General features: G+C 73.1%; 17 protein-coding genes. 11 read left to right on the plus strand and 6 right to left on the minus strand.

Features of this window, described 5'->3' with window-relative positions:
* Window positions 1-14 precede the first annotated feature (14 nt).
* The 8 genes from ACGF12_RS25385 (at window position 15) to ACGF12_RS25420 (ending at window position 15,425) form a co-directional block, all read left to right on the plus strand.
* Complete coding sequence (locus ACGF12_RS25385) at window positions 15-7,361, plus strand: beta-ketoacyl synthase N-terminal-like domain-containing protein (RefSeq protein WP_393034373.1); 7,347 nt, start codon at window positions 15-17, stop codon at window positions 7,359-7,361.
* 66 nt (window positions 7,362-7,427) lie between these two features.
* Window positions 7,428-9,053, plus strand: coding sequence for a PfaD family polyunsaturated fatty acid/polyketide biosynthesis protein (locus ACGF12_RS25390; protein WP_393034376.1), 1,626 nt, complete (start codon window positions 7,428-7,430; stop codon window positions 9,051-9,053).
* Window positions 9,050-10,798: an acyl-CoA dehydrogenase family protein gene (locus ACGF12_RS25395; protein WP_393034379.1), complete on the plus strand. Its 1,749-nt coding sequence runs from the start codon at window positions 9,050-9,052 to the stop codon at window positions 10,796-10,798. The genes ACGF12_RS25390 and ACGF12_RS25395 overlap by 4 nt, the downstream gene beginning before the upstream one ends.
* On the plus strand, window positions 10,798-12,591 hold the full coding sequence (locus tag ACGF12_RS25400; protein WP_393034382.1) for an acyl-CoA dehydrogenase family protein: 1,794 nt from the start codon (window positions 10,798-10,800) through the stop codon (window positions 12,589-12,591). The genes ACGF12_RS25395 and ACGF12_RS25400 overlap by 1 nt, the downstream gene beginning before the upstream one ends.
* Window positions 12,592-12,611: 20 nt before the next feature.
* Window positions 12,612-13,391, plus strand: a complete 780-nt coding sequence (locus ACGF12_RS25405) for a 4'-phosphopantetheinyl transferase family protein (protein WP_393034385.1) — start codon at window positions 12,612-12,614, stop codon at window positions 13,389-13,391.
* Between the two features lie 11 nt (window positions 13,392-13,402).
* Window positions 13,403-14,713, plus strand: a complete 1,311-nt coding sequence (locus tag ACGF12_RS25410; RefSeq protein WP_393034388.1) for an NAD(P)/FAD-dependent oxidoreductase — start codon at window positions 13,403-13,405, stop codon at window positions 14,711-14,713.
* 50 nt (window positions 14,714-14,763) lie between these two features.
* Window positions 14,764-15,156 (plus strand): cupin domain-containing protein, encoded by a 393-nt coding sequence (locus ACGF12_RS25415; RefSeq protein ID WP_393034392.1) that lies wholly within the window; start codon window positions 14,764-14,766, stop codon window positions 15,154-15,156.
* Window positions 15,157-15,248: 92 nt separating this feature from the next.
* The gene (locus ACGF12_RS25420; RefSeq protein ID WP_393034395.1) at window positions 15,249-15,425 is read left to right on the plus strand and encodes a hypothetical protein; all 177 of its coding nucleotides are present in this window, start codon (window positions 15,249-15,251) and stop codon (window positions 15,423-15,425) included.
* Between the two features lie 33 nt (window positions 15,426-15,458).
* On the opposite strand, the gene ACGF12_RS25425 is transcribed toward ACGF12_RS25420, so the two are convergent.
* The gene (locus tag ACGF12_RS25425) at window positions 15,459-16,103 is read right to left on the minus strand and encodes a MerR family transcriptional regulator (protein WP_393034397.1); all 645 of its coding nucleotides are present in this window, start codon (window positions 16,101-16,103) and stop codon (window positions 15,459-15,461) included.
* A 292-nt stretch (window positions 16,104-16,395) separates the two neighbouring features.
* Here ACGF12_RS25425 and ACGF12_RS25430 point away from each other — a divergent pair, with 292 nt between their 5' ends.
* The 3 genes from ACGF12_RS25430 to ACGF12_RS25440 all read left to right on the plus strand — a co-directional run bounded on the left by ACGF12_RS25430 (window position 16,396) and on the right by ACGF12_RS25440 (window position 20,342).
* Window positions 16,396-16,818, plus strand: coding sequence for a DUF3291 domain-containing protein (locus ACGF12_RS25430; protein ID WP_393034400.1), 423 nt, complete (start codon window positions 16,396-16,398; stop codon window positions 16,816-16,818).
* A gap of 174 nt (window positions 16,819-16,992) precedes the next feature.
* On the plus strand, window positions 16,993-18,492 hold the full coding sequence (locus ACGF12_RS25435) for a DHA2 family efflux MFS transporter permease subunit (RefSeq protein ID WP_393034403.1): 1,500 nt from the start codon (window positions 16,993-16,995) through the stop codon (window positions 18,490-18,492).
* A gap of 251 nt (window positions 18,493-18,743) precedes the next feature.
* Window positions 18,744-20,342 (plus strand): multicopper oxidase family protein, encoded by a 1,599-nt coding sequence (locus ACGF12_RS25440; protein ID WP_393034406.1) that lies wholly within the window; start codon window positions 18,744-18,746, stop codon window positions 20,340-20,342.
* Between the two features lie 58 nt (window positions 20,343-20,400).
* Here the strand turns inward: ACGF12_RS25440 and ACGF12_RS25445 are convergent, their stop codons facing one another.
* The 5 genes from ACGF12_RS25445 to ACGF12_RS25465 all read right to left on the minus strand — a co-directional run bounded on the left by ACGF12_RS25445 (window position 20,401) and on the right by ACGF12_RS25465 (window position 25,825).
* A complete protein-coding gene (locus tag ACGF12_RS25445) occupies window positions 20,401-21,654 on the minus strand; it encodes an alpha/beta hydrolase family protein (RefSeq protein ID WP_393034409.1) in 1,254 nt (417 codons plus the stop codon).
* A gap of 86 nt (window positions 21,655-21,740) precedes the next feature.
* Entirely contained in the window at window positions 21,741-23,105 is a 1,365-nt protein-coding gene (locus ACGF12_RS25450; RefSeq protein ID WP_393034411.1) for a carotenoid oxygenase family protein, read from the minus strand.
* 72 nt (window positions 23,106-23,177) lie between these two features.
* On the minus strand, window positions 23,178-23,618 hold the full coding sequence (locus ACGF12_RS25455) for an SRPBCC family protein (RefSeq protein WP_393034414.1): 441 nt from the start codon (window positions 23,616-23,618) through the stop codon (window positions 23,178-23,180).
* A 55-nt stretch (window positions 23,619-23,673) separates the two neighbouring features.
* Entirely contained in the window at window positions 23,674-25,170 is a 1,497-nt protein-coding gene (locus ACGF12_RS25460; protein ID WP_393034417.1) for an MFS transporter, read from the minus strand.
* Window positions 25,171-25,396: 226 nt separating this feature from the next.
* Entirely contained in the window at window positions 25,397-25,825 is a 429-nt protein-coding gene (locus ACGF12_RS25465) for a hypothetical protein (protein WP_393034420.1), read from the minus strand.
* Window positions 25,826-26,889 lie beyond the last annotated feature (1,064 nt).

Consider the following 26,889-nt stretch of genomic DNA (forward strand, 5'->3'; position numbering starts at 1 on the left):
CACCCCAAGCTCCGATGAGCACGTACGCCATCGTCGGCCTCTCCTGCCTGTTCCCGGGAGCGCAGACCCCGGCCCGGTTCTGGCAGAACCTCCACGCCGGCACGGACAGCCGCCGGGACGGGGGCGAGGAGGTCTTCGGCCCCGCCCTCGACGCCCAGGACACCGACCCGCAGCACGGCATCTACTGCCGCCGGGGCGGCTTCGTCACCGACTTCGACTTCGACCCCTCCGGCTACCTCCTCGACCCCGACCGGCTCTCCCGGCTCGACCGGATCTTCCACTGGTCGCTGTACGTGGCCCGGGAGGCGCTGCGCGACAGCGGCAACGCGGACCGCCACGAGGTGCTGGCCCGCACCGGCCTGATCCTCGGCAACTACTCCTTCCCCACCCCGACTTCCGCGAAGGTCAGCGTCCCGCTCGCGCAGGAGGCGGTGCTGGAGGGCCTGCGCCTGGCCCGGCTGCCCGCCCTCGACGGGCTCGCCCCGGGCACCCCGTTGATCGACCGGAAGGGCCTGCAGCCGCAGGACCTGCGGGTCAGCGGCTCCCCGGCCGGGCTGGCCGCCACCGCCCTCGGGCTCGGCGGCCCCCGCTACGCCCTGGACGCCGCCTGCTCCTCCGCCCTGTACGCGCTCAAGCTGGCCTGCGACCACCTCGCGGCCGGCCAGGCCGACCTGGTGCTGGCCGGCGGCGTCTGCGCCCCGGACCCCACCCTGATCCACCTCTCCTTCTCCGATCTGCACGCCTATCCCCGCGACGGGTTCAGCCAGCCGTTCGACGACCGGTCCGGTGGCATCCTCACCGGCCAGGGCGCGGGCATGGTCGCGGTCAAGCGGCTCGCGGACGCGCTGCGCGACGGGGACCGGATCTACGCCGTGGTGGACGGCATCGGCCTGTCCAACGACGGCAGCGGCCGCCACCTGCTGGTCCCGCAGAGCGGCGGCCAACTCGACTCCTACGAGCTGGCGTACGCCAGGGCGGGGATCGACCCGGCGGGCATCGACTACCTGGAGTGCCACGCCACCGGCACCCCGATCGGGGACGCCACCGAGGCCGAGTCGGTGGCCGCGTTCTTCGGCGAGCGGGGCAAGGTGCCGCTGATCGGCTCGGTCAAGGGCAACATCGGGCACCTGCTCACGGTGGCCGGACTGAGCAGCCTGCTCAAGGTCGTGCTGGCGATGGAGAACGGGCGCATCCCGCCGACCATCGGCGTGGACCACCTGGTGCGCTCCAAGGACGGCCGGGTCGGCGACGAGGTGCTGGTGCGCACCGGGCGGCCGTGGCCGCAGGGCGACGGGCCGCGCAGGGCGGCGGTCTCCGCCTTCGGCTTCGGCGGCACCAACGCGCACGTGGTGCTCTCCCAGCCGCGGTCGGACCCGCAGCCGGACCCGCGCTCGGACTCGCAGCCGCAGCCCGAGGCCGCGGAAGCCGATCCGACGGCCGCACTGCCCGCCCTCGACGTCATCGGCCTGGGCGCGCACTTCGGCTCGTTCGACTCGGTGGAGGCCTTCGAGCAGGCCGTGCACGCGGGTGCCGACTCGCTGGGCCCGATGCCCGAGCGGCGCTGGCGCGGCCTGGAGCAGACCGTCGGCGGCTCGCTGGAGCGCGCCGCCGGCGTCGGCCCGCAGGCACTGCCGCACGGCGCCTTCGTGGACACCGTGGGCATCGACCCGGTGGACCACAAGATCCCACCCGCCGACCTGCGCACCTACAACCTCCAGCACGCGCTGGCCACCAAGGTGGCCGACGAGGCGCTGCACGACGCCGGGTTCAGCCGCGCGGTGCCGCCGGGCCGCAGCACGCCCGAGCCGCGCCGGATCGCGGTGGTGGTGGCGATGGAGATCGAGCCCTACACCCACGCCCGGCTCACCCGCTACGGCCTGGGGGCCTTCCTGCGCCAGGAGTTCGACCGGGCCGGGCTGGAACTCACCGAGGAGCAGCTCGCCGCGATCGCCGCGGTGGGCCGGGACGCGGTGGTCGACCCGATCGTCGCCAACGAGGTGCTCAGCTACATCGGCAACGTGATGGCGAGCCGGATCTCCTCGCTGTGGAACCTGACCGGCCCCTCGTTCACCGTCTCCTCCGACGGCTCGGGCACCGCCGAGGCGCTGGAGATCGCCCGGCTGCTGCTGCTCGACCCCGACATCGAGGCGGTGCTGGTCGGCGCGGTGGACCTGGCCGGCTCGGCGGAGAACCTGCTGCTGCGGCCCGGCGTGGTGGCCGAGGCGGGCCTGACCTTCGGTGAGGGCAGCCAGGGGCGGCGGATCGGCGAGGGCGCCGGCGCCGTCGTGGTCACCCGGCCGGGCAACTCCGCCCACCGCGGCTACGCCCGGCTGGACGCGGTCGCCGTGCGGCACGCCACGCCGGTGGACGGGGAGCTGCCGGAGGCCGACACCGAGTCCCTGGTGGCGGCGGCCGAGGCCGCGCTGGCCGAGGCCGGCGTCACGGCCGCGGACATCGGCTACCTGGAGGCGCACGCCGACGGCAGCGCCGCCGCCGACCGGGCCGAACTCGCCGCGCTGGCCCGGGTCTACCCGGCCGGCGGCGGCAGTGTGGCGCTGGGCAGCGCCAAGGCGCAGGTAGGCGACACCGGGTGTGCGGCGGCCATGGCCGGACTGATCCGGACCGTGCTCTGCCTGCACCACGGCTACCTGCCCGGCACCGGCTCCTGGCGCCGCCCGGCCCCCGAGCTGGCCGAGGCGTTCGCCGCCTCCGCGCTCTACGTCCCGCAGGCGTCCCGGCCGTGGCTGCGCGCCGCCAAGGGGGCCCGCCGGTACGCCGCGCTCGACCTGATCGGCTCCGGCGGGGCCCACGGACACCTGGTGCTGTCCGCCGGGGCCACCCGCGGCGCCGTCGCCCCGAGCGACTGGCAGCGGGCCGGCGGCCCGGCGCTGCTGCCGCTGGTCGCCGAGTCGCTGGACGAACTGCTCGTCTCGATCGAGCGGCACCGCGAGCTGCTGGCCCAGGGCGCCGATCCGTTCCGGCTCGCCCGCGAGGCGGTGCGGGCGATGCCCGGCAAGCAGCTGCGCGTGGTGCTGGTCGGCACGGACGCCGCCGAGCTGCGGCTGCAACTGCAGCTCGCCGCCCGCGACCTGCCGACCGCACTCGCCAAGGGCGGTGAGTGGGCCACGCCGGCGGGGTCCTACCTCACGGCCCGCCCGATCGGCCCGGAGGGCAAGGTCGCGCTGGTCTACCCCGGCGCCTTCAACTCCTACCCGGGGCTCGGCCAGGACTTCTTCCGGGCCTTCCCCGGCCTGCTGGACCGGTTCGAGGAGCAGGCGGACGAACCCGCCCGGCTGCTGCGCGCCGAGCTGCTCTACCCGCGCACCCAGGTCGCCCCCCAGCGGCGCGACCTGATGCACCTGGAGGCGCGGCTGGGCGAGGACATCCCGTTCATGCTCGCCACCGGAACCAGCTTCGCCATCCTCTACACCGAGCTGGTCCGCGAGGTGCTGGGCGTCCGGGCGCACGGCGGCTTCGGCTACAGCCTCGGCGAGAGCAGCATGCTCTTCGCCACCGGGGGCTGGCGCTCCGGCGGCCGCCGGGACGACCTGATCAGCGACACGCCGATCTTCAAGGACCGGCTCTGCGGCCCGCGCCGGACCGTGCGCGAGCTGTGGCAGCTGCCGGAGCGGACCCCGGACAAGGACATCTGGGCCACCTTCGTGCTGCTCACCGGTGAGGAGCAGGTCCGGGACGCGCTCGCCCGCCACGACCGGGTCCACCTCACCCACGTCAACACCCCCGGGGAACTCGTCATCGCCGGCGACCCGGCCCAGTGCGCCGCGCTGATCGCCGAGTCGGGCTGCCCGGCGGCGCGCTCTCCGGTCAACGTGGTCATGCACAACCCGGTGGTGGACGCGGAGCTCGACGGCCTCGCCGGGCTCAACAGCTACCCGACCGGGTCCATCGGCGACCTGCAACTGTTCAGCGCGTACGACTACGAGGCGCTGGCCGACCTGGACCGCGAGCAGGTCGCCCGGCGGATCGCGCACACCCTGCGCTCCACGATCGATTTCCCGCGCCTGGTGCGCACCGCCTACGACCGCGGGTTCCGCTACTTCATCGAGGTCGGGCCCAGCGCCACCTGCTCGCGGTGGGTGCGCGACACGCTCGGCGACGCGGCGCACGTCGCGGTCCCGATCGACCGCCGCGGTGTGCCGGCCACCAAGTCCGTCGCCCAGCTGGTCGCCCGACTGGTCGGCCACGGCCTGCCGGTGGACCTGACGGCGCTGCTGGGCCGGGAGCCGGAGCCCGGTGCGGCCCGCTCCGCCGCCCGTACCGGCCGCGCCACCCGGTTCCGGGTGGGCGGCGGCGAGCCGATCCCGGCCCGGATCGCCCGCGGGCTGACCGCGGTCGCCCCGGCCGCCGGGCCGCTGCCGCAGACCCGTCCGCATGTCGTCCCCGTCCTGACCGCCTCGCCGGAGGAGCCAGCGCCCATGCCCGCCGACCCGACCCTCGCCGACCCGGAGGTCATCGCCTTCGACGGCGATCCGATCACCTTCCTGCCGTGGGCGTCGCCGGCGCCCGCGGGCCAGGCCGCCCCGGCCCCGCCGGCCGCGGTGGCTGCCGAACGGCTGCTGCCCGCGACCAGGCCCGTCGCCGCGGCTTCGGCCCCGGCTCCGGTCGCGCCCGCTGCCGCCACTGCTCCGGTCGTCGCTGCTCCTGCCGCCGCTGCGCCGGCCGCCGCTCCGGGAGCGAGGCCCGCCGCCGAGCTGGTCCGGGAGCTGCGCCGACAGATGCTCGCCACCCACTCGGTGGTGATGGAGACGCAGCGCGTCCTTCAGACCGCCACCCTGAGCCGGGCCGAGGCGCTGCTCGACACCGCGCCCGCGGCCGACCGGCCGATCCCGGCACAGCCGGTGCCGGCCCCCGAGGCCGCCCACCCGGCGCTGCCCGCCCCGGCCGCCGTCCCCGCGCCGGTCGTGCACACGCCGGTCCCGCTCACCCCCGCCGCCGGCCCCGCGGCCGCGCGCCCCGGCGTGATCTGGGACGAGGCGGACCTGCTGGAGTTCGCCACCGGTTCGGTCGCCAAGGTCTTCGGCCCCGAGTTCGAGATCATCGACACCTACGCCAAGCGGGTGCGGCTGCCCGCCCAGCCGTACCACTTCGTCACCCGCGTCACCGCGCTGTCCGGTGAGACCGGTGTCTTCGAGCCCGCCACCATCACCACCGAGTACGACGTCCCCGAGGACGCCTGGTACGCCGTGGACGGCGGCGTGCCGCCGGCGGTGACGGTCGAGGCCGGCCAGTGCGACCTGCTGCTGATCAGCTACCTGGGCATCGACTTCAGGAACAGGGGCGAGCGGGTCTACCGGCTGCTGGACAGCTCGCTGATCTTCCACGGCCCACTGCCCCGCACCGGCCAGACGCTGCGCTACGACATCTCCATCGACCGCTTCGTGCACCAGGGCGACACCACCATCTTCTTCTTCAGCTACCTCTGCTACGCGGACGGCGAGTTGATCCTGGAACTGAAGGACGCCTGCGCCGGCTTCTTCTCGCAGGCCGAGCTGGACGCCCCGCTCGGCGTGGTGATCACCGACAAGGAGCGGGCCGCTCGCGCCGCGCTCACCAAGGGCACCTTCAAGCCGCTCGCCCACACCGAGAAGAACCACCTGACCACCGCCGACCTGGAGTTGCTGGCCCAGGGCCGCCCCGGCGAGGTCTTCGGCCCGCACCACGCGCAGGCGCCGGGGATCAACCCGGCGCTGCGGCTGCCGGACGAGCGGCTGCGGATGGTGGACGAGGTGACCATCGACCGCACCGGCGGCCCGCGCGGGCTCGGCACCCTCAGCGCCGTCAAGCAGCTCCGGCCGGACGCCTGGTACTTCGCCTGCCACTTCCCGGACGACCCGGTGCTGGCCGGCTCCCTGGTGGCCGAGGGCGCGGTCCAGCTGCTGCAGATCTACCTGCTGCACCAGGGCATGCACCTGACCCTGCCCGACGCCCGGTTCCAGTGCATGACCGACCTGCGGATCGACGTCCAGGTCCGCGGCCAGATCACCCCGGAGCACAGCGAGATCCGCTACGAGGTCGAGGTGATGGAGCTGACGCTGCTCCCGCGCCCCTCGGTGGTCGCCGACATCCTGGTCCACCTCGGCGACAAGCCGGTCATCCGGATGCGCAACCTCGGCCTCCAGGTCCGCGAGAAGGAGGGCACCCCCTACCGCCCGGAGGTCGGCGGCTTCCCCGTCTTCCTCGGCCGGACCAACCGCGACGGCGAGCCCGCCATGATCAACGAGATGCACCTGGCGCACGCCGCCAAGGGCGACCTCGGCATCGCGATGGGCCCGGAGTTCGACATCTACCGCACCAGCCGGGCGCCCTACATCCCCAACGGCGACTTCCAGTTCGTCGACCGCGTGATGTCGCTCAGCGGCACCCGCGGCGACCTGAGCCCCGGCTCGGTGATGGTCTGCGAGTACGACTCGCCGGCCGACGCCTGGTACTACCGGCAGAACTCCCACCCGCACATGCCGAACTGCGTCTACATGGAGAGCTCCCTCCAGGCGGCCATCTTCCTCGGCTACTACCTCGGCGCCACGCTCAAGAAGCCCGACGAGAAGTACGCGATCCGCAACCTGGACGGGCGGGCCACCCTGGTCAAGGACATCGACCTGCGCGGCAGGACCATCCGGCACACCTCCAAGCTGCTGATGACCAGCGCCGTCTCCGGGGCCGTGCTGCAGAACTTCAGCTACGAACTCTCCGTCGACGGCGAGGTGTTCTACACCGGCGAGTCGCTCTTCGGCTACTTCAGCGACGCGGCGCTGGCCAACCAGGTGGGCCTGGACAACGGCGAGTACCTGCCGCCGTGGATCGAGCGCGAGCGGGTGCCGGCCGAGCGCGTGCGCCGGATCGAACTGCCCGCCGACGCGCCCGCCTTCACCGACCCCACCGGTGGCCACCTGCACCTGCCGGGCGGCAACTTCGCGCTGGTCGACCGGGTCGATCTGGTCGCCGACGGCGGCCGGCACGGCCGGGGCTACCTGTACGGCCGGCGCCGGGTGCGCCCCGACGAGTGGTACTTCGACTGCCACTTCCACCGCGACCCGGTGATGCCCGGATCGCTCGGCGTGGAGGCGGTCCTCCAGGCGCTGCGCCTGTTCGTGCTGGAACAGGACCTGGCCGAGGGCATCGAGCGGCCCCGGTTCGCGATGGCCACCGACGTCGAGATGAGCTGGAAGTACCGCGGCCAGATCCTGCGCCACGACGGCGAGATGCGGTTCGACGCGCACATCAAGGAGGTGCGCCGCGAGGAGGGCCGGCTGCTGGTGATCGCCGACGCGGACCTGTGGAAGCCGGGCCTGCGCATCTACGAACTCACCGACGTGGCCGTCGAGGTCCGGCCCGGCGCCTGACCGCCCCGCCCGCCCGGGCCCGCACAGCCGCCGGAGCCCGCACAGCCGATGGAGAACCGAGGACCCATGGACAACCGCGACATCCCGCTCCGCTGGTACGGGGAGCGATACCCGAGCACCGACCCGGCCGGGATCTACCAGGTGCTGGCCGACCTGGACGAGCACTGTGCCGTCGTCGTCACCCCCGAGGGCATCGGGGCCGTCTCCGGCGGCTCGGTGGCCGCCGGCGGCACCGGCCTGCCGCTGCTCGCCGCCGCCGCGCCGCTGCCCCCGCACCGGCTCGGCTCGGCCGCCTTCCTGGCCGCGCACGGCGTCCGGCAGCCGTACATGGCCGGCGCGATGGCGGGCGGGATCGCCTCGGCCGACCTGGTGATCGCCTTGGCCAGGGCGGGCTTCCTGGCCTCCTACGGCGCGGCCGGGCTGCTGCCCGAGACGATCGGGAAGGCGCTGGCCCGGTTCGCCGCCGAGGTCCCCGGGCTGCCGTACGCCGTCAACCTGATCCACAGCCCCAGCGAGGACCGGCTGGAGCGGGAGGCGGTGGAGCTGTTCCTGCGCCACGGGGTGCGCTGCGTGGAGGCCTCCGCCTACATGGGCCTCACCCCGCACGTGGTCCGCTACCGGCTGGCCGGGATGCGCCGGGACGCGGCCGGCCAGGTGGTGGCCGAGAACCGGCTGATCGCCAAGGTCTCCCGGGCCGAGACCGCCGAGCGCTTCATGCGCCCGGCCCCGGCCGCCCTGGTCACCACCCTGCTGGAGCAGGGCCTGATCACCGCCGAGCAGGCCGCGCTCGCACACCACGTCCCGCTGGCGGACGACATCACGGTGGAGGCCGACTCCGGTGGCCACACCGACCGGCGCCCGCTGCCGGCGCTGTTCCCGCCGATCCTGCGGCTGCGCGACACCGTACAGCGCGAGCACCGCTACGCCGTGCCGATCCGGGTCGGCGCGGCCGGCGGGCTGGGCACGCCGGTGGCGGTGGCCGCGGCCTTCGCGATGGGCGCCGCGTACGTCGTCACCGGCTCGGTCAACCAGTCCTGCGTGGAGTCCGGGGCCTCCCCGGCCGCCAAGGCGCTGCTCGCCGAAGCCGGCATCGCCGACTGCGAGATGGCCCCGGCGGCCGACATGTTCGAGATGGGCGTGGAGCTCCAGGTGCTCAAGAAGGGCACCCTCTTCCCGATGCGGGCGCAGCGGCTGTACCAGCTCTACCAGGCCCACGACGGCCTGGAGGCGCTGCCCGCGGCCGAGCGGGGCAAGCTGGAGCAGCAGGTCTTCCGGAGGCCGCTGGAGGACGTCTGGCAGGAGTGCGTGCGCTACTTCGAGCGGCGCGACCCCGAGCAGCTGGTCCGCGCGGCGGGCAGCCCCAAGCGCCGGATGGCGCTGGTCTTCCGCTGGTACCTGGGGATGTCCTCGCGCTGGGCGGTCACCGGCGAGGCGGACCGCACCATGGACTACCAGATCTGGACCGGCCCGGCGATGGGCAGCTTCAACGACTGGGTGACCGGCAGCTACCTCAGGACCCCGGGCAACCGCCGGGTCGCCGAGGTGGCCCACCACCTGATGCGCGGCGCCGCCTTCCACACCCGGCTGGCCCAGCTGCGCAACGCCGGGGTGCACATCCCGGCGCCCGCCGCCGACTACCGCCCGGTGCCGCTGGAGGCCCCGGTCCTGGGCAGCTCGGCGGGCATCCGGTGAGCGCCACCGCACCGGGCGCCGACCGGCCCGCGGCCCTCACCCCCGAGGCGCTGGAGCTGCTGCTCGGCGACCCGACCGACGCGGCCAACCCGTACGGCTTCGCGGCGGCCGTGGCCCGCGACGAGCACGACGAGTTCCCCGAGGACCTGTGCGAGGCGCTGCGCCGGGCCGACTTCCACCTCAACTACCTGCCCCGGGAGTGGGGCGGCACCTTCGAGTCCTTCGACCGCAGCCTGACCCTGGTGCGGGCCGCCGCCCGCCGGGACGTCAACGTGATGCCCGGCACCATGTTCAGCATCATCGCGGCGACCTGCCTGCAGCTGCACGGCAGCCAGGAGCAGCAGCGGCGGGCCGCGGAGATCCTGCGCCGGGGCGGCGCCGTGGCCTTCGCGCTGACCGAGGCGGAGCACGGCAGCGACCTGCTCGCGGGCGAGGTCCGGCTCTCCCCGGACGGGCTGCTCGACGGCGAGAAGTGGATGGTGGGCCTCGGCCACCGCTGCGAGGCGGTCTACGTGGTCGCCCGCACCGGTGAGCGCGGCCCGGGCGCCTTCTCGGCCGTGCTGCTGGAGCCGGCCGGGCTGCCCGCGGACCACTTCGCCCGTCTGCCGGCCCCCCGTACCGGCGGGATGCGCGGCATCGACTTCGCCCGGCTGCGCTTCAACAGTCTGCCGGTGCCCGAGGGGGCGCTGGTCGGCCGGCGCGGCGAGGCGCTGGAGGTGGCCGTCAAGGCCCAGCAGGCGGTCCGGCTGATGAGCATGGCCGGCAGTCTCGGCTGCGCCGACACCGCGGTGCGCCTGACCCTGGACTTCGCGCGGACCCGCCGGGTCGGCCGCACCGTCCTCACCCACGCGCCCTACTCCCGCCGCGAGTTGGCGGTGGCCTCGGCGGCGCTGCTGGCCGCGGACGCGGTGGCGCTGTCCGCCGCGCGCGGGGTGCACGTGGTGCCGGAGGTGTTCAGCGTCTGGGGGCTGGCGGCCAAGCACGTGGTGGCTGACGCCTCGGACGACCTGATCCGGCGCTGCGCCTCGGTGCTCGCCACCCGCTCGGTGCTGCGCGACGGGCTGTTCCAGAAGGTCCAGCGCGACTCGGCGGTGGTGCGGGTGATCGACGCCAGCGCGCTGGCCAACCTGAAGTCCTTCGCCGGCCAGCTGCCCACCCTGGTCGAGCGGGCCGCCGCCCACGCCGGGCCCACCGAGGAGGCCGAGGCGCAGCTGCGGACGGTCTTCACGCTCGACGCGGAGCTGCCGCCGTACGTCCCGGCCCGGCTGGACCTCTTCGCCCGGGGCGCGGACCCGGTGCTGGACGGACTGCCGGGGGCGGCCGACGAGTTGGCGAAGGAGTCGGCGGCGGACCCGGCCGCGGCCGGCACCACCGCGCTGGTCGAGCAGCTCACCGAGGCGGTGGCCGGGCTCGGCGCGCGCTCCGCGGCGGCCCGGCGGCCCGGCGCCGACCCGAACGCGCCGGTGGACCTGGCCGAGCGGTACAGCTGGCTGCACGCCGCCGCCTGCTGCGTCCAGCTGTGGCGGGCCAACCGCCACGGCTCGCTGTACGGCACCGAGCCCGGTTCGACCGGCTGGCCGGGTGCGGTGCTCGGCTACCTGCTCGCCCGCGCGGACGGGACGGACCCCCGGCGGTACGGGTCCGTGCTGCTGCCCGCGCTCGACGCCGTCGCCGCGCTGCGCGACGGTGACCGGTTGTTCACCGCGCTGCCCGTCCGGCTCGCCGTCTCCCGAGAGGAATCCTGATGCCCAAGGCCGATCTGACCGCGCTGGCGGCCCGGCTCGAAGCGCATCTCGGCGACCCGCACGACCCGGGCAGCCGGATGCCGTTCACCGAGATCATGGAGCACGACGAGCGCGAGCAGTACCCGCACACCTTCGTCAACGACCTGCGCCGCTGGGGCGTGCCCGAGTACGCCCTGCCCGCCGCCCAGGGCGGCCGGGCGGGCGACGTGGAGGCCGAGTTCAACCTGGTGCGGCTGATCGCCCGCCGGGACCCGACCACCGCCACCGCGATGATCATCACCAACCTCGCCTTCATGCCGGTGTGGATCGGCGGCGGCGAGGAGCAGAAGCGGGCCGTGGTGGAGGCCGTCAGGCACGGTCTGCGGCTCTCCTGGGGGCTGTCCGAGCGCGGCCACGGCAGCGACCTGCTGGCGAACGAGATGACCGCCCGTAAGGTCGACGGCGGCTACCTGCTCACCGGCGGCAAGTGGCTGATCGGCAACGCCACCCGGTCCGACGGGATGTGCGTCTTCGCTCGGACCAGTGAGCGCGGCGGCCCCGGCGGCTTCTCGATCTTCGTGCTGGAGAAGCGCCGGACGCCGGTCGGCTCGGTGGTCGAGCTGCCCGGCGAGCGGCTGCACGGCCTGCGCGCGATGGACATCAGCGGAATCGAGGTCGACGAGGTCTTCGTGCCCGACTCCGCCCTGGTCGGCACCGAGGGGCAGGGCCTGGAGATCGCGATCAAGGCCACCCAGACCGCCCGCGCGCAGATCAGCAGCATCGCGCTGTCGGCCGTCGACACCGGGCTGCGGCTCACCCTCGACTTCGCCGAGGGCCGGGTGATCCTGGGCAGGGCGGTCAGCGACATCCCGTACAGCAGGCGCCAGTTGACCGAGGTCTTCGCGGACCTGATGGTCTGCGACGCGGTCAGCCTGGGCGCGGTGCGCGCGCTCCAGGTGGTGCCGCAGCAGGCCAGCGTCTGGTCGTCGGTGGCGAAGTACCTCGTGCCGACCGTACTGGAGCGGACCATGTCGCAGCTCAGCGTGGTGCTGGGCGCCCGGTTCTTCCTGCGCGGCCACCCGCACTACGGCGTCTACCAGAAGATGCTGCGCGACCTGCTGGTGGCCAACTTCGCCGACGGCAACACGGTGGTGAACCTGCGCAACCTCGGCAGCCAGCTGAAGGGTCTGCTGGCCTCGGCCACCGGGGCGGGCGAGGAGGTCCGGGCCGCCGCCGTCGAACGGGCGGCCGTGCTCTACGGGATCGACCGGGCCATGCCGCCCTACCGGCCCTGGGAGCAGGAGCTGCACAGCCGGGGCCTGGACGACGCGCTGCTCGCCGCACCGGACGGGCTGCGCCGGCTGCGGGCGCTGGCCGGGGAGGCCAAGGAGGAGGAGCGGGAGCGGCTGCTGCGCGCCGCCGCGGTGGCCGAGGAACTGCTCGCCCAAGCCGGTCCGCTGGCCGAGCGCAACGCCGCGCTGCGGGCCGCACCGGGCCGGGAGTACGGGCAGTCGGCCGAACTCTTCGACCTGGCCAAGGAGTACTGCCTGCTGCACGCCGCGGCCGCCTGCGTGCTCACCTTCGTCCACTCGCACGGCGCCCTGGACGACCCGCTGCCGAGCGGTGCGCTGCTGCTGCTCCAGCTCGAACGGCTGCGCCGGCGGTGGTACCCGCACCAGGCGGTGACGGACCCGGGCGTGATCGACGAGGTGATGGGGGTGCTGCGCCACCTGTACCACGGGAACCGGCTGTTCTCGCACTGGCAGTTCCCGCTCGCGGAGCGCACCGGCGACCTGTCCGCCGCCCGCGACTGACGGCCGACGACCGATGACCGATGACCGATGACCGAGGAGCGAGCGGCGTGCGGGAGGAGGACGGTGTGACCAGGCGGGCGATCCGCTCCGACGCGGTCGACCTGTGGCTGCTGCCCGAGCACGCCGTGGCCGCCTTCGCCGCCGAACGGGGCGGGCCCGCGCTGCTCACCGAGGAGGAGCGGGCCCGGCACGAGCGGCTGTGCACCGCCGGTGCCCGGCGCCGCTACCTGGGCGCGCGGCTGCTCTGCCGCCACGCGCTCAGCGCCCGCACCGGCCGTCCGCCGGACGGCTGGCGGTTCCGGCTCGGCGAGTTCGGCCGGCCCGAGCCGGAACCGGAGTGCGAGGGCGTCAGGTTCAACCTCTCGCACACCGACGGCCTCATCGCCTGCGTGGTCACCCAGGACCGCGCCTGCGGTGTGGACGTGGAACGCGCGCCGGCCGACCCCGAGTCGGCCGGCCACCTCAGCCGCCACTTCGCCGCCGCCGAACGCGCGGAGCTGGCCGCCCTCGAACCCGCGGCGCGCCACGCCAGGCTGAGCGAGCTGTGGGTGCTGAAGGAGTCGTACCTCAAGGCCCTGGGCACCGGGATGACCCGAGGACTCGGCGGGTTCCGCTTCCGGGGGCCCGCAGCCGGCCGGATCACCGTCGAGGACTTCGAGCAGCCCGCGGGCGCCGGCGACCGCTGGTGGTTCGACCTGCTGCATCCCGGCCCGGAGCACGTCCTGGCCGTCGCCGTCGAGCACGGGCGCCCCGGCGCCCTGCGCCGTACCGAGCTTTCGCCCATCCCCATCGGACTGTGAAGGACACAGCCATGCCGCTGAACCCCACCCCCCGCGTCGCCGTCGTCGGTGCCGGTGTCGCCGGGATCTCCGCCGCCTACCACCTGCGCGAGCACGCCCGGATCACCGTCTTCGAGCGGGAGGACCGCCTCGGCGGCCACGCCAACACCGTCGAGGTCGAGGAGAACGGCCGGATCCTCGGCATCGACACGGCCTTCGTCGTCTTCAACCGCCCCGCCTACCCGAACATCTTCCGGTTCTTCGAGGAGCTGGGCGTGGGCGCCGTGCAGCACCTGGGCGGCTTCAACTTCTTCGACCTGGACAGCGGCCTGGAGTACGGCACCAACGAGCTGGAGTGGAGCGAGGAGGAGGTGGTGGCCAAGTACGGCGACCGGTACCCGCAGTTCCTCACGATCTGGCGCGAGGCCCACCGCTTCCACACCGAGGGGCGCAAGGACTTCGTGCGCAAGCTCGCCGACATCCCGCTGGGGGAGTACCTCGACCGCGGCGGCTACAGCGAGGAGTTCCGCCACTCCTACGTGATCCTGCTCGCCTCGGCGGTCTGGTCGGTGCCCGCCGAGCTCATCTGGGAGATGCCCGCCGCCACGGTGATCGCCTTCTTCCTGGGCCACGACGAGGGCGGCCTCGGCGGCCGCCGGGTCGACTGGCGCACCGTCAGCGGTGGCTCCGTCTCCTACGTCCGCAAGGCGATCGCGGCCATCGGCGCCGAGCTGCGCACGGCCGAGCCGGCCATCGGCATCCGCCAGGACGCCGACTCGGTCACGGTGACCACCGCGAACGGCAGCGAGACCTTCGACTACGTGGTGCTCGGCGCCCACGCCGACGAGTCGCTCGCCCTGCTGGAGAACCCCACCGAGCGCCAGCGCGAGGTGCTCACCCCGATCCGCTACAACGGCTCGCGGGTCGTCCTGCACACCGACGCCTCGGTGATGCCGGGCGACCGCAGCCGCTGGGAGGCGTGGAACTACGGCAAGGTGGCGGTCGACGGCGGCGAGGCCCGCACCTACGTGGCGTACTACATGAACAAGCTGCACGGTTTCACCGCGGAGAAGGACTACTTCGTCACCCTGGACTACCCGGGCGAGGTCGACCCGGAGAGTGTGATCGCCGAGTTCCCGTACACCCACCCGATCATCGACGTGCGGGTGCGGGAGCTGCAGAAGGACATCTACCGGGTCAACGAGGGCACCCGGGTGAAGCTCTGCGGTTCCTACTTCCACTCCAAGGCGCTGCACTGGGACCAGATCGGCTCGCACGAGGCGGCCTACTCCTCCGGCATGGAGGCCGCGGCCCAGCTGCTGCGCGAGCTGCCGGGCCGGTGAGCCGCGACCGGTCGGACACCCCGTCACCGAAGGAAGCGCCGGAGGAACCGATGGAGGGGCCGGCCCAGGAGCCGAAGGCGCCGTCACTCGAAGGCTGGGACATCGCACGGGTCGGCGAGTTCGACGGGATCCGGTGGATTCCCTGGGGCCCTGGCGGAATGGCCCGTGCCAAGGTCCTGGCCAGGGCCGATGGCTACCACATCGCGCTGGTCGAGGGTCAGCCCGGCTACCGGACCCGACCGCACGTCCACGAGTACGCCGAGTTCCTCTACGTGATCAGCGGGACCATGCGCAACCAGGGCGTGCCGATGGGCACCGGGGACGTCTTCGCGGCCTCGGCCGGTTCGGTGCACAGTGACTTCGTCGCCGACACCGAGGTGAGGTACCTCTCCATCTTCAGGCTCCCGCCCGGTGCCGAGTTGCCCTCCGGCGGGAAAGCCTGACCCCCGTCCGGTTCCGCCCACCGCACCTCGACCAGTGTCACACTCCGATTCCGGTCCGCTCGGCGGCCGGCGCCGAAAGGCAGGTACGGGACATGGCTCTGTGGAACACCGTCCGAGGGGAATCGGTCCCCAGCGAGCGACACCAGCAACTCACGTTCAGCCTGGTGGAGTTGTTGTGCCTGGGGCTGGGAGTCCATCCGGACGTCCACCCGGGTGAGGAGGAGCCGCCGCAGCACACCGGGAGCGAGCGGGTGGACGTCGAGCGGTGATGCCGGCGCCCGCCGCGCCCGCGGGGCGGACGCTCAGCCGCCGTGCCGCACCGCGGACTCGTGCTCCTGGGCCATCCTGCGCAGCGCCAGCAGGGCCGGCTCCAGCAGGATCGTCAGCAGGACGGCTCGCTCGGCCTGTTCGAGCGAGTCGTCCGTGTTCTTCAGCTGGTCCAGGTCCAGTGCGGCGGTCTGCTGGGCGAGCTCCGCGTACGGGATCAGGGTGCGCCAGCCGAAGTCCGCGCCGAGCGAGCGCAGCGTCTCCAAGGTCTCGGCGATCACGCTCCGGGCAGGGGCGTGCTCCGAGAGCTGCCACCCCATCCGCTCCACCAGGGCGTCCACGTCGGACCTGCCGGGCTCGTGGTCGGGCTCCTCGTCCTTGTCCACGTCCTTGTCCTCGTCCTTGTCCACGGGCCTGACGCCGAGCACGAGTCCGAGCACCTGGTGCACCTCGGCCTCGTGCTCGGAGACCGCGTTCAGCACCTCCCGGGTGGCGTTCACGCTCAGTCCGCGGATTCCGATCAGGGCTCTGATCAGCCGCAGTCGCCGCAGGTGCGCCTCGCTGTACTCGGCCTGGGTCGCGGAGGTGGCGCGCCCCGGGGGCAGGAGCCCCTCGCGCAGGTAGAACTTGATGGTCGCGTTCGGGACCCCGCTGCGGCGGGTCAACTCGGAGATTCGCAATTCGTCCTGTCCTCGACTGGCATCGGCTACGGCCACACGGTCTCGATCTAGATACTGCCATGTCCCTTTCTGTAGATACTGCCACTCGCCAGCCGGGAGGGCGAGGGCTGCCGGCCAAGGGGCGGCCGAGGCCGTCGGGAGCGGGCGCGGGGATGCCAGGGGCGCTGATGGCGGGCGCAGACCGATGCGCGCCTGGAGGCCGGAAGTTGACGGTGCGCTCGACTAGCCATTGGTTACTGACGCTGTCTAATATAGACACTGTCACTCACCAAGTATGAAGGCGGGGCGTACAGTGCCAACTCTTCCCTGGACGATTCCGAATCCGGCCTCGCCGAACACGCAGGCGTTCGTCATGGCATCCCGCTTCGAGGTGCGGTCCTTCGCCGATGTGCCGCGCTTCTTCCTGAAGTCTTTGTCGGCGTGGCGCCAGGTCCGCTCCGCGCCGGGCGCGTTGGGTGCCTCGCTGATCGCCCAGCCGCTGAAGCGGACCTTCTTCACGCTCTCCGCGTGGGAGGGGCGTGACGCCCTCTACGCGTACGCCAAGGCCGAGCCGCACCGCAGCATCATGAACGGCCTGCGCTCCACCATGCGGGACTCGACGTTCACCTTCTGGGTGGTGCCGGTGGGGGAGCTGCCGATCGCCTGGGAGAACGCCAAGCGGCAGCTCGCCGAGCAGGCGCGGCTGGATGCCGCCAAGGGCGGCGCCGGCCGCTGACCCGGGCGGCCGCGCCGTCCCGCCCCCGCACTCCCGGCCCGGGGTCCCCCGCCCCGGGCCGGGGCACGCCCCATCGGGCGCCGGTGCCCGCCGGCGACGCCCTCTGCTGTCCTCGTCCAGCACGACCGCGCGTCCCGCGGAGGTCCCGCGGGACGGCCTCCAGTAAGGAGTGTCATGAGCACGACGAATAGTTCGGATGGGGCCCTGCCACCCGCGGCCGGCAGCGGTCGCCACATCCCGCTCTGGCTGTCGATCGTCGCCTGCAGCGTGCCCATGTTCATGGTGGCGCTCGACAACCTGGTGGTGTCGACGGCGCTGCACACGCTCGCCGTCAAGCTCGACGCGGGCACCCAGGACCTCCAGTGGTTCGTCAACGCCTACGTGCTGAGCTTCGCCTGCCTGCTGCTCACCGGAGCCGCGCTGGGCGACCGCTTCGGCCGGCGGAAGATCTTCCTGGGCGGCATCGCCGTCTTCACGCTCGCCTCGATCGGCTGCGGGCTCTCCACGACCACGGACCAGCTGATCTTCTGGCGGGTCATCGAGGGCTTCGGTGCCGCCGCCGTGATGCCGCTCTCGATGACCCTGCTGGCCACCGCCGTGCCGGCCGGGCGCCGCAGCCTGGCGCTCGGCCTCTGGTCCGCCTTCAGCGGCCTGGCCATCGCGCTGGGCCCGGTGGTCGGCGGCGCGGTGGTGGACGGCCTCGCCTGGCAGTGGATCTTCTGGATCAACGTGCCGGTCTGCGTCGTCGCCGTCCCGCTGGTGGTCTTCGCGTTGAAGGAGAGCAAGGTCCCCGACACCCACCTGGACCTGCTCGGCATGCTGCTGGCCACCGTCGGCCTGGTCGCCGTGGTCTGGGGCATCGTCAACGGCCAGCAGGACGGCTGGACGTCGGGCCGCATCCTGGGCGCCTTCATCGGCGGCGCGGTGCTGCTGGTCCTCTTCGTGCTCTGGCAACTGCGCGCCAGGCACCCGCTGCTGCCGCTCAGCCTGTACCGCTCCCGGGCCTTCGTACTGACCAACGTCGTCTCCGCCGGCATGTACTTCGGGGTCTTCGGCTCGATCTTCATGCTCTCCCAGTACCTCCAGGTCGCTCCGCACCGCACCCCCCTCCAGGCCGGTGTGCTCACCCTGACCTGGACCCTGATGCCGATGGCCGTCGCGCCGGTCGCCGGGGCCGTCACCGACAAGGTGGGCGGCGGGCGCCTGATGGCGCTGGGCCTCTTCCTCCAGGCGGTGGGCCTCGCCTGGATCAACCTGGAGGCCACCTCGAACACCCCTTACTCCCACCTGGTCGGCGGGATGCTGCTCGGCGGCGCGGGCATGGGCTTCGTCTTCGCGCCCACGGCCTCCGTGGTGCTCGCCTCGGCCGGACCGGAGCAGCAGGGCAAGGCCTCCGGGGCCAACGCCACCGTCCGGGAGATCGGCGGCGCGCTCGGCATCGCCGTCCTCGGCACGGTCTTCGCGCACAGCGGCAGCCCCCTCAGCCCGCAGACGTTCGTCGACGGGCTGCACCCGGCGACCTGGGTCGGCGTCGGCGTGGTGGTGTTCGGCGGACTCTGCGCCCTGGGCATCCCGCGCAAGCCGCGGCCCGTCGCGACCGCCGACGCCCCCGACACCGCCGCTGACGGAGAGCCGGCCGACGGTCTGCGATCCGTGACCCCGACCTCGGCCTGACGCACCGGTGGGGGGGGGGGGGGGGGGGGGGGGGGGGGGGGGGGGGGCGGCCCCCCCCCCCCCCCCCCCCCCCCCCCCCCCCCCCCGAGCCCGGCTGTCCACCGGGCGCCGGTCCTGCACCCGGCTGGTGACTCGGGACCGCCGACACCGGCATGCTGGTCGCCGGTCGGCTATTCCAGCTCGACTTCCCTCCCATGCAGTTGGCGCAACAGCTCGGCAACCCTCACGGACAACACGAATACGGAGACCTGATGTCCCGCGACATCGAAGACGCCGCCGACACCCACCGGCAGCAGATACGGCGCACCCGGCGCGCCATCCACGCCGTCACCGCACTGGCGGTCCTGCTCTCGGCCGCCGTGGGCGCCGAGGCGATGGCGGCCTCACCGGCGGACGTTCCGCAGCCGCCCTCGACGGCCGACCAGGAGAAGGGCATGCGGGTGGGGCTGCCGTTCCACGACCCGGCCTCGGCCGAGACGGACGGCGCGGACCCGAACCTGACCATCGACCTCGGGGCCGGCCGTACCCGGTTCGACGTCTCCGGGCGCGAGGTCCACGGCGACTCCTACAACGGTGCGTTCGTCGCGCCGACCATCAAGGCGGCCCCGGGGACGACCGTCACCATCCACCTCGTCAACCACCTGCCGGTCGCCACCAACCTGCACTTCCACGGTCTGCACGTCTCCCCGGAGGGACAGTCCGACGACCCGTTCCTGTGCGTGGCGCCGGGGCAGTCCACCACGTACCAGCTGGCGATACCCGCCGACCACCCGCAGGGCACCTTCTGGTACCACAGCCACGCCATGGGCACCACCTGCCCCGCGCCCGGCGCCCAGAGCATGCCCGGCATGGCCGCCATGCCCGGCGACGTGGAGAACCAGATCTTCGCCGGCCTGTCCGGCGCCCTCGTCGTCGGCGACGACCGCACCCTGCTGCCGAAGCCGCTGCGGCACATCGAGGCACACACCCTCGTCCTCAAGGACGTCCAACTCGACTCCACCGGCCACATCCCGCAGAACAGCGACACCACCTCGATCAACTCCGGCAACCCGACCGTACGCCTGGTCAACGGCCAGCTGCGGCCGGTGCTGTCGATGAAGCCCAACGAGACCCAGCTGTGGCGCCTCGCCAACGCCGGGGCCGACATCTTCTACCAACTCCGGCTCGACGGCTACCACTTCACCGTCATCGGCGAGGACGGCACCCCCGTCGCCCAGGTCACCACCCCCGACACCCTGCTGCTGCCCCCGGGCAAGCGCTACGACGTCCTCGTCACCGCCGGCGCCCACCCCGCCCGGACGGTGCTGCGCACCACCGCCTACAGCAACGGCCCGCAGGGCGACTCCTACCCGGACACGGAGCTGGCCACGGTCAAGGTCGCGGGCGACCCCGTACGCCGGCTGGCGGACGTCACCGGAGCCGTCCCCACCGCCCCGGCCGACCTCTCCGCGGTGCCCATCGCCCAGCAGCGGACCCTGGACCTGTCCGAGAGCGCGGACGGAAACACCTTCTACATCAACGGCAAGCAGTTCGCGATGGACAGTTCGGTCTTCGCGACCCCTGCCAAGGTCGGCACGGTCGAGGAGTGGACCATCGTCAACCACTCCGGCGAGGACCACCCCTTCCACCTGCACACCAACGCCTTCCAGGTGGTGTCCGTCAACGGCGTGGCCCAGCCCTACACCCACCGGCAGGACACCGTCCCCGTGCCGCACGCGGTCGACGGCGTCCCGGGCCAGGTGGTGATCCGGGTCGCCTTCGCCGACTACCCGGGCAAGTGGATGTTCCACTGCCACATCGCGGCCCACGAGGACAACGGCATGATGAGCTACATCGACGTCGTCCGCTGACCGTGAGGAGGTGCGTCGTGCCCACGCCGTCAACGACCGGCGCGGGCACGACGCACCGTCACCCACGGCGCGCGTCGCGCTGCTGGCCGACCGCGGGCCGGTGCCGCAGCGTGTCGTCCAGCCAGTCGTAGACCCGGGCGAGGGCGAGTCGCTGGGCTCCCGCCTGGCAGTGCGCGTCGGCGCCTTCTTCCGCGGTGAACTCGATCAGCGTCCTGGGGCAGGTGAGGTGGTCGTAGAGCTGTCGGGCCTGCCCGGCGAAGAACAGGTCCTCGGCGGCCTCGCAGATCAGGGCGGGGCACTCGATCTTCTCGGCGATGCCGTCGCGGAGGTGGTGGTCGAGATAGGCGGCGCCGAAGGCGCGGGGGGTGTCGGCCCCCATCACGTACATGCCGTGGTTCAAAGCCCAGCGCATGACCGGGTTGGTGGCCATCAAGTGGTCTAGCTGGGCGTCGAGTTCGGGATCCGAGGCGGCGCGCAGCCGCCGTTCGACGTCGGCCCGGTCGCCGGGCACGATGTCGGTGACCGCCGGGCCGAGGTCGTAGACGCCGTCGAGGGCGATCACGGCGGCCAGCCGGTGTTCGAACGCGGCCGCCCTCGGGGCGAGCAGTCCGCCCATGCTGTTGCCGAGCAGCGCGACGCGGTCGCCGTCGACCTCCGGCAGGGTCAGCGCGAAGTCGAGGACGGGGCCCACGACGTTCTCCCAGTCGGGACGGAAGACCAGTCCGTCGCGGTGGAGCGGCCCGGGCTGCCCCGGTCCGTCGAAGACGAGGACGGTGTAACCGCGCTCGACGCCCGCCATGGCTCCGAAGTAGTGCATCTCCTCCGCCGTGCCGTCGAAGCCGTTGTGCATGATCACGGTGGGCCGGGGCGTTCCGGAGGTGTCGGCCCGGTAGAGGTAGCCGGGCAGGGTGCCGCCCTCGTAGGGGATGCGGACCGGCTCGATCCGCGGGGTGAAGAGTGCCGCCGCAGCGTGGAAGCACTCCACGCTGCGGTCGTAGGCGTGGTCGTGGCGGGGGTCGCACGGGTTGCCGTGGAGGAAGAACTCCGCCGACCGGTAGTAGTTCGACGCCCGCAGGAAGCCGTCCCGGGCGCTGACCGGGTGGCCCGCCTCCAGGGCCCGCCGGGCCTCGCCGGCCACCCGGTCGGCGGTGGCCAGCCACTCGTCGTGCCAGCTGTCGTAGTCGCCCTCCACGATGCGCGCGCTCGTCGAGACGACCTCGCCGAAGTCGGCGCCGCCGTAGGCGATGTGGCCGAACGACCGCAGGGTCTCGTACCAGAACTGGGCGTCGTTCGGGAACAGCAGGGGCTTCATCAGTACTCCTTGGGATAAGGGAATTTCGGGGTGCCCGGCACCTCGGGGGACGGGCCGCGACGGTCCCCCGAGGTGTGTGGCGGTGGTCAGTCCTGGTTCCCGTCGAGGGCGGTGTCGGGAATCCAGGAGCCGTGTAGTCCGGCGCTCACCCGGTGGGGCAGGTGGACGGTGGCGACCTGGTCGAGGCCGGAGGCGTCGAGGACCAGCAGGTGCGAGGCGTCCTGCTTGAGGTCGGAGACCACGGTGAGGAGGTAGCCGTCGTCCTCGCGGGTGGCTCCGGCGGCGGGGACGAAGACGGCTTCGCCGGGCATGCGGGCGTCGCCGACCTGGCGGATGCGGCGGGCGCCGGTGGTGCGGTCGTACTTGACCACGCCGTAGCCGCCGTAGCCCCGCTCGTCGGGGAAGGAGACGGCGTACTGGTAGCGGTTCTCGGTGCCCAGGTACTCCTCGTTGAGGGTCGGGAACTCCACCGCGAGGTCGTCGATGATCTGCTCGTCCACGCTGCCGGCCGCCGTGTCGATCACCCAGCGGCGGGTGTAGGAGCGGGTGACGGGCTCGGTACCGCGCCCGGGCGCGCCGATCCACCAGTTCCAGGAGAGCCGGAAGCCCTCGCGGTCCACGGTGGGGCCCTCCAGGACGATGCGGCCCTGGCCGTCCTCGAATGCGTTGGCGACGTGCAGCATGTTGCCCGGCTCGATGGAGAACCAGCGCACCGCCTGCGTGCCGTCGGTTCCGCGCGGCATGACACCGATGCGGGCGGGGTGCTGGTCGCTCCAGCCGTACGGGATGCCGGAGCGGTCGTCCGGGTCGAAGGTGACGTTGCCCTCGACGAAGACCACGTGGTGGCGGGTGACGGCGAAGTCGTGCTTGAGCGAGGCGGTCGCGCCCGGGATCTCGGCGCTGTGGACGATCTCGCCCTTGGCGTCGGCGACGTAGTACATCAGGAAGGGCGGGAAGGGCGAGGAGCCGAAGAAGTGGAGTTCGCCCGTCACCGGGTCCTCCTTGGGGTGCGCGGTCATCGCGCCGCGCAGCTTGCCGTCGAAGTCGAAGGCGCCGACCGTCTCCAGCTCCCGGGTGAGCTCGAAGGGCAGGTTCGCCTCGCACAGCGCTAGCAGCCGGCCCGCGTGCTCGATGACGTGGGTGCCGGCGGTGCTGGCGGTCAGGTCGGGGCCGTGCTCGGTCATGTAGGGGGCGCCGCCCAGGGCGGGGGTGTGCACCCAGCGGTTGCGGTACCACTCCGCCCGGCCCTCGCGCAGGCGGATGCCGTGGACCATGCCGCTGCCCTTGAACCAGTGGGTGGGGGTGACGCCGGGCTTGGGGTTGTGGCCGTTGCGGAGCAGCCGGCCCGTCAGCTCCGGGGGCAGGGTGCCCTCGACGGTGAGTTCGGTGGCGCTGATCTCGTCGGCGACGGGGGTGTAGTGGCCGGTCAGGTAGGGCTTGTCAGTGGTCATGGAAGGGGCCTCTTTCGGTAGGTGTGTTGCTTTGTCGGGCCGTTTCGCGTGGTCAGGCGTGGTCAGGCGTGGTCAGGCGGTCCGCTCGGCGCGGGCCTTGAGGCAGGAGAGCCAGTTCTCCAGCGAGTCGCGGAGGGCCTTGCGGAGCTGGTCGGCCGCGGCCTCGACCGGGGCGCCGCTCCAGGACTCCTCGGTGCGGACGGTGACGTGGTCGCCGTTCTGCTCGAACGTCCAGACGTGGATGCCTTCGATGCCGTTCGCGGGGCCGCCCCAGACGATCCGCTCGCCGGGGACCAGTTCGCGGATGGTGGAGGTGATGTCCAGGCCGTGGGTCCGCCAGCTGAAGGAACTTCCGGGTGCCAGTGGGCCGTTGGGCTCGGCCTGGTCGACGCCGGTGTTCCAGGTGGGCCAGGCCGCGATGTCGGTGTGCAGTTCCCACACCGTCGCGAGCGGGGCGTCGATCACGGTGCTCAGGCGGACGGTGACGGGGGCGGTCTCGTCGATGGTGATCACGGAGTGTGCTTCCTCTCTTGATGGCACGTGCCGGTGATGTGGCTGAGCCACCGGTTCAGCCGGTTCGGGTGAGTCGGGAGATCCGCGGGGCCGGCGGATCGGGGGCCGGGCGGGTGGAGCCGGTTGCGGTCCGCCGGCCGGCGCGGCGGGTGAGGAGCGCGGCGAGGAGGGCCGCCCAGGCCAGGACGGCGGCCGAGACCGTGAAGGCGGCCCGGTAGCCGGCGGTGAGGGCCGCCAGGTGCGGTTCGTGTGTGGAAGCGTGGGCGGTGACGGAGCCGGCAAGGGTGGCCAGGGCGGCGAGGCCGATCGCACCGCCGACCTGGCGGGTGGTGTTCACCAGTCCGCCGGCCAGGCCCGCGTCCTGGGGCGGGAGGCCGTCCACGGCGAATGCGGTGAGCTGGACGAAGGCGATGCTCAGGCCGAGGCCGACCAGGACACTCGGGCCCAGGACGTCGGCGAGGTAGCTCCCGTCAGCGCTGATCCGTGACAGCCACAGCAGGCCCGCGGCCTCGGTGAGCAGGGCCGCGGTCACGGTCGCGGTGGCGCCGATCCGCCGGGAGACAAGCGGGGCGAGGGCGGAGCCGAGCATGTTGGCGGTGGCGAGCGGGAGTTGGCCCGCTCCGGTGGCCAGGGGGCTGGATCCGAGGACCTGTTGCTGGTAGAGCGGCAGGAAGAAGAACAGGGCGATCCACACGGACCCCAGCAAGGCCATCAGCAGGTTCCCCGCAGCGATCCGGCCGGTGGTGAACAACCGAGGTGGTATCAGCGCGTTCGGCCGACGGAGCTCGATCACGGCGAAGGCCACGAGCAGCGCGGCGGCGGCGCCGAGGGCGCCCAGTACCCGGCCGTCCGTCCAGCCGGCGCCGCGTGCGGTGGTCAACCCCCAGACCAGGCAGGTCAGGGCGAGGGTGACGGTGGCGGTGCCCAGCAGATCGAACCGCCCGGCCCCGCGGCTGACCGTCCGTGGGACGAGGGCCGCCACGGCGACCAGGACCAGCGCCGCCCCGAGCGCGACGGAGTGGAAGATCCACGGCCAGCCCCACGCCTGGGTGAGCCCACCACCCAGCAGGACACCGCCCGCTCCTCCCGCGCCGGAGACCGTGCCCCACACCCCCAGCGCTCTGCCATGCCCGGGGCCGGGCGGGAACTGGTCCATGGCCAGGGCGAGTGCGGCCGGGGCGATGGCGGCGGCGCCCAGACCCTGAGCCACCCGGGCCGCGATCAGCACGCCGGGGGAGGCGGCCAGTCCCGCTGCCACCGAGGCGGCCACGAACAGCGCCAGGCCGGCGATCAGCACCCGGCGGTGACCGAGCAGGTCGGCCGCCCGTCCGCCCGCCAGGAGCAGCGCTCCGAACGCCAGGCCGTAGGCGTTGACCACCCAGGTGGTACCGCCGTCCGACAGGCCGACTCCGGCGCGGATCTGCGGCAGCGCGACGTTCACGATCGAGGTGGCGAGCATGACGGTGAACTGGGCTGAGGCGAGCACCGTGAGCACGGCTGCCGGCCGGGAGGCGGGCGGTCCCTGCCCCGACGGTGTGCGGTGGAGGTTCATGACGCACAGCCTCGGGCGGGGCGGTGTCCACTATCCAGGCCCGGCAGGGGCGGTGACTGTCCACTCCTGTCCGGACCTGTCCACCCGGTCCTGCCGGGCAGAGCAGGAGCGGGTTCAGGGCGTCAACCGGAGGAAGAAGGGGGCAGAGGCGGCAGGCGGGTAGGCCGACGCACCGAGCCGGACGGGTCGATGCCCGGTACCCGGACGAGGCGGCGGTGTCCGCCGGCTACGGAGTCTCGACGGGGCCGGGCAGTTCCCGCTGCCACAGGGCCTCGCACAGCAGGTCCAGGCCCTGGCGCAGGTGGCGCCGGTAGGTGCCGAACGGAAGACCGATACGGCGGGCGGCGGCTTCCTGTGTGGGCGCACCGGAGAAGTAGCCCGCTGTCAGGGCCTCGCGGGCCCGTACTCCGCGCGGGTCGTGGGCGAGGTCGTCGACGGCCTGGCGCAGCAGAGCGCGCAATTCCTCGACGGGATCGCTGAAGTCGGCCGCGAGACGGGCGCGCATCAGGGCGCAGGCGGCGAAGGCGCCCGCGTCGCGCCAGTGCGTCAGCGCTTCGCGCACGGCCTGGTCGAACGCGGAGCGCGAGACGGGCGACGGTCCCGACCGGACAGGTATGTCGGTGTCCGATATGAAGCGCTGGAGCCAGGTGTCCACGGGATACCTGGCGCCAGTCGACGCCGAACAGCCCGAAGGTGTACTCGCCGACTCGCGGTCGCGCACCGGTATCGCCGAGGGTCCCCTTGACGCGCTCGGCCCATGTCTCGGCGTCCCGCCAGACGGCGAAGCCGTAGGCGCGGCCGCGGGCACGGGCGGACTCCGCCTGGGCCCGGGAACTGCTCAGGTCGATGACGCGCGAGGGGACCTGGTAGCGCTCCGGGTAGACCGAGAAGCGGCTTATCCCGATGTGCTCGCCGGGGCGCACCGGCACGGTGGCGTCGGTGTACGCCCACGCCGCGGCGACGACGGGATCGGTGGCCAGGTCCTCGGGGTCGGGAGGGGCCGGCAGGGCGAGCCGGGCCGTGAACGCCACGATGTGGCCCGTGCTCACGAGGCGGTAGACACTGAAGGCCTCCGGCTGGCGCCGCGCCCAGTAGCGGACCAGTTCCGCGGAGGCGGTTCCCTCGGTCTCCTCCGCCATGCGCAGCACGACGTCGATGTCCTCCGGGTGCAGGGGGCGGTCGTGCACCTCGTCCTCGCGGGACCAGGTGCGCAGTCGCGCCAGGGTCTTCCCTTCCCGGAAGAGGTAGAAGAGCTCGTCGGTGACGGTCCACACCCGTTCCTCGGGTGCCTCACGCAGGATGCGCAGGTATTCGTCCGCCAGGCGCCGGCGCATCGTCACGAAGGCGTTGGGTGCTCGCCAGCGCAGGTCGGCGGCCAGCGTCTCGCGTGCCGCGTCGTGGGGGTGGAGCCCCTGACGCGTGGACTCCATGAAGGGCAGGTCCCTCAGCCAGGAGAAGAGAAGATGGGCGTCCTCCTCGGGCAGCACCGCGGCCAGGAGTTCCTCGGAGGTCGAGTAGGCCTGTGCCGCCACCTCCAGGGCGCGGCGGTGAGCGGCCGTGGGCACCTCGCCGATCAAGCCGGTCAGCAGGGTTCGCAGGACGTCCGCCGAGGGGGCCCATATCTGGCTCTTCTGCTGGACCTGTGGGTGTGATCAGGTGAGTTGGCGGCGGGGTAGGGCGGGACTGTTGCCGCCGAGGCAGAGCATGACGAGGGCGATG

The sequence above is a fragment of the Kitasatospora sp. NPDC048296 genome (assembly GCF_043201815.1).
Lineage (GTDB): Bacteria > Actinomycetota > Actinomycetes > Streptomycetales > Streptomycetaceae > Kitasatospora.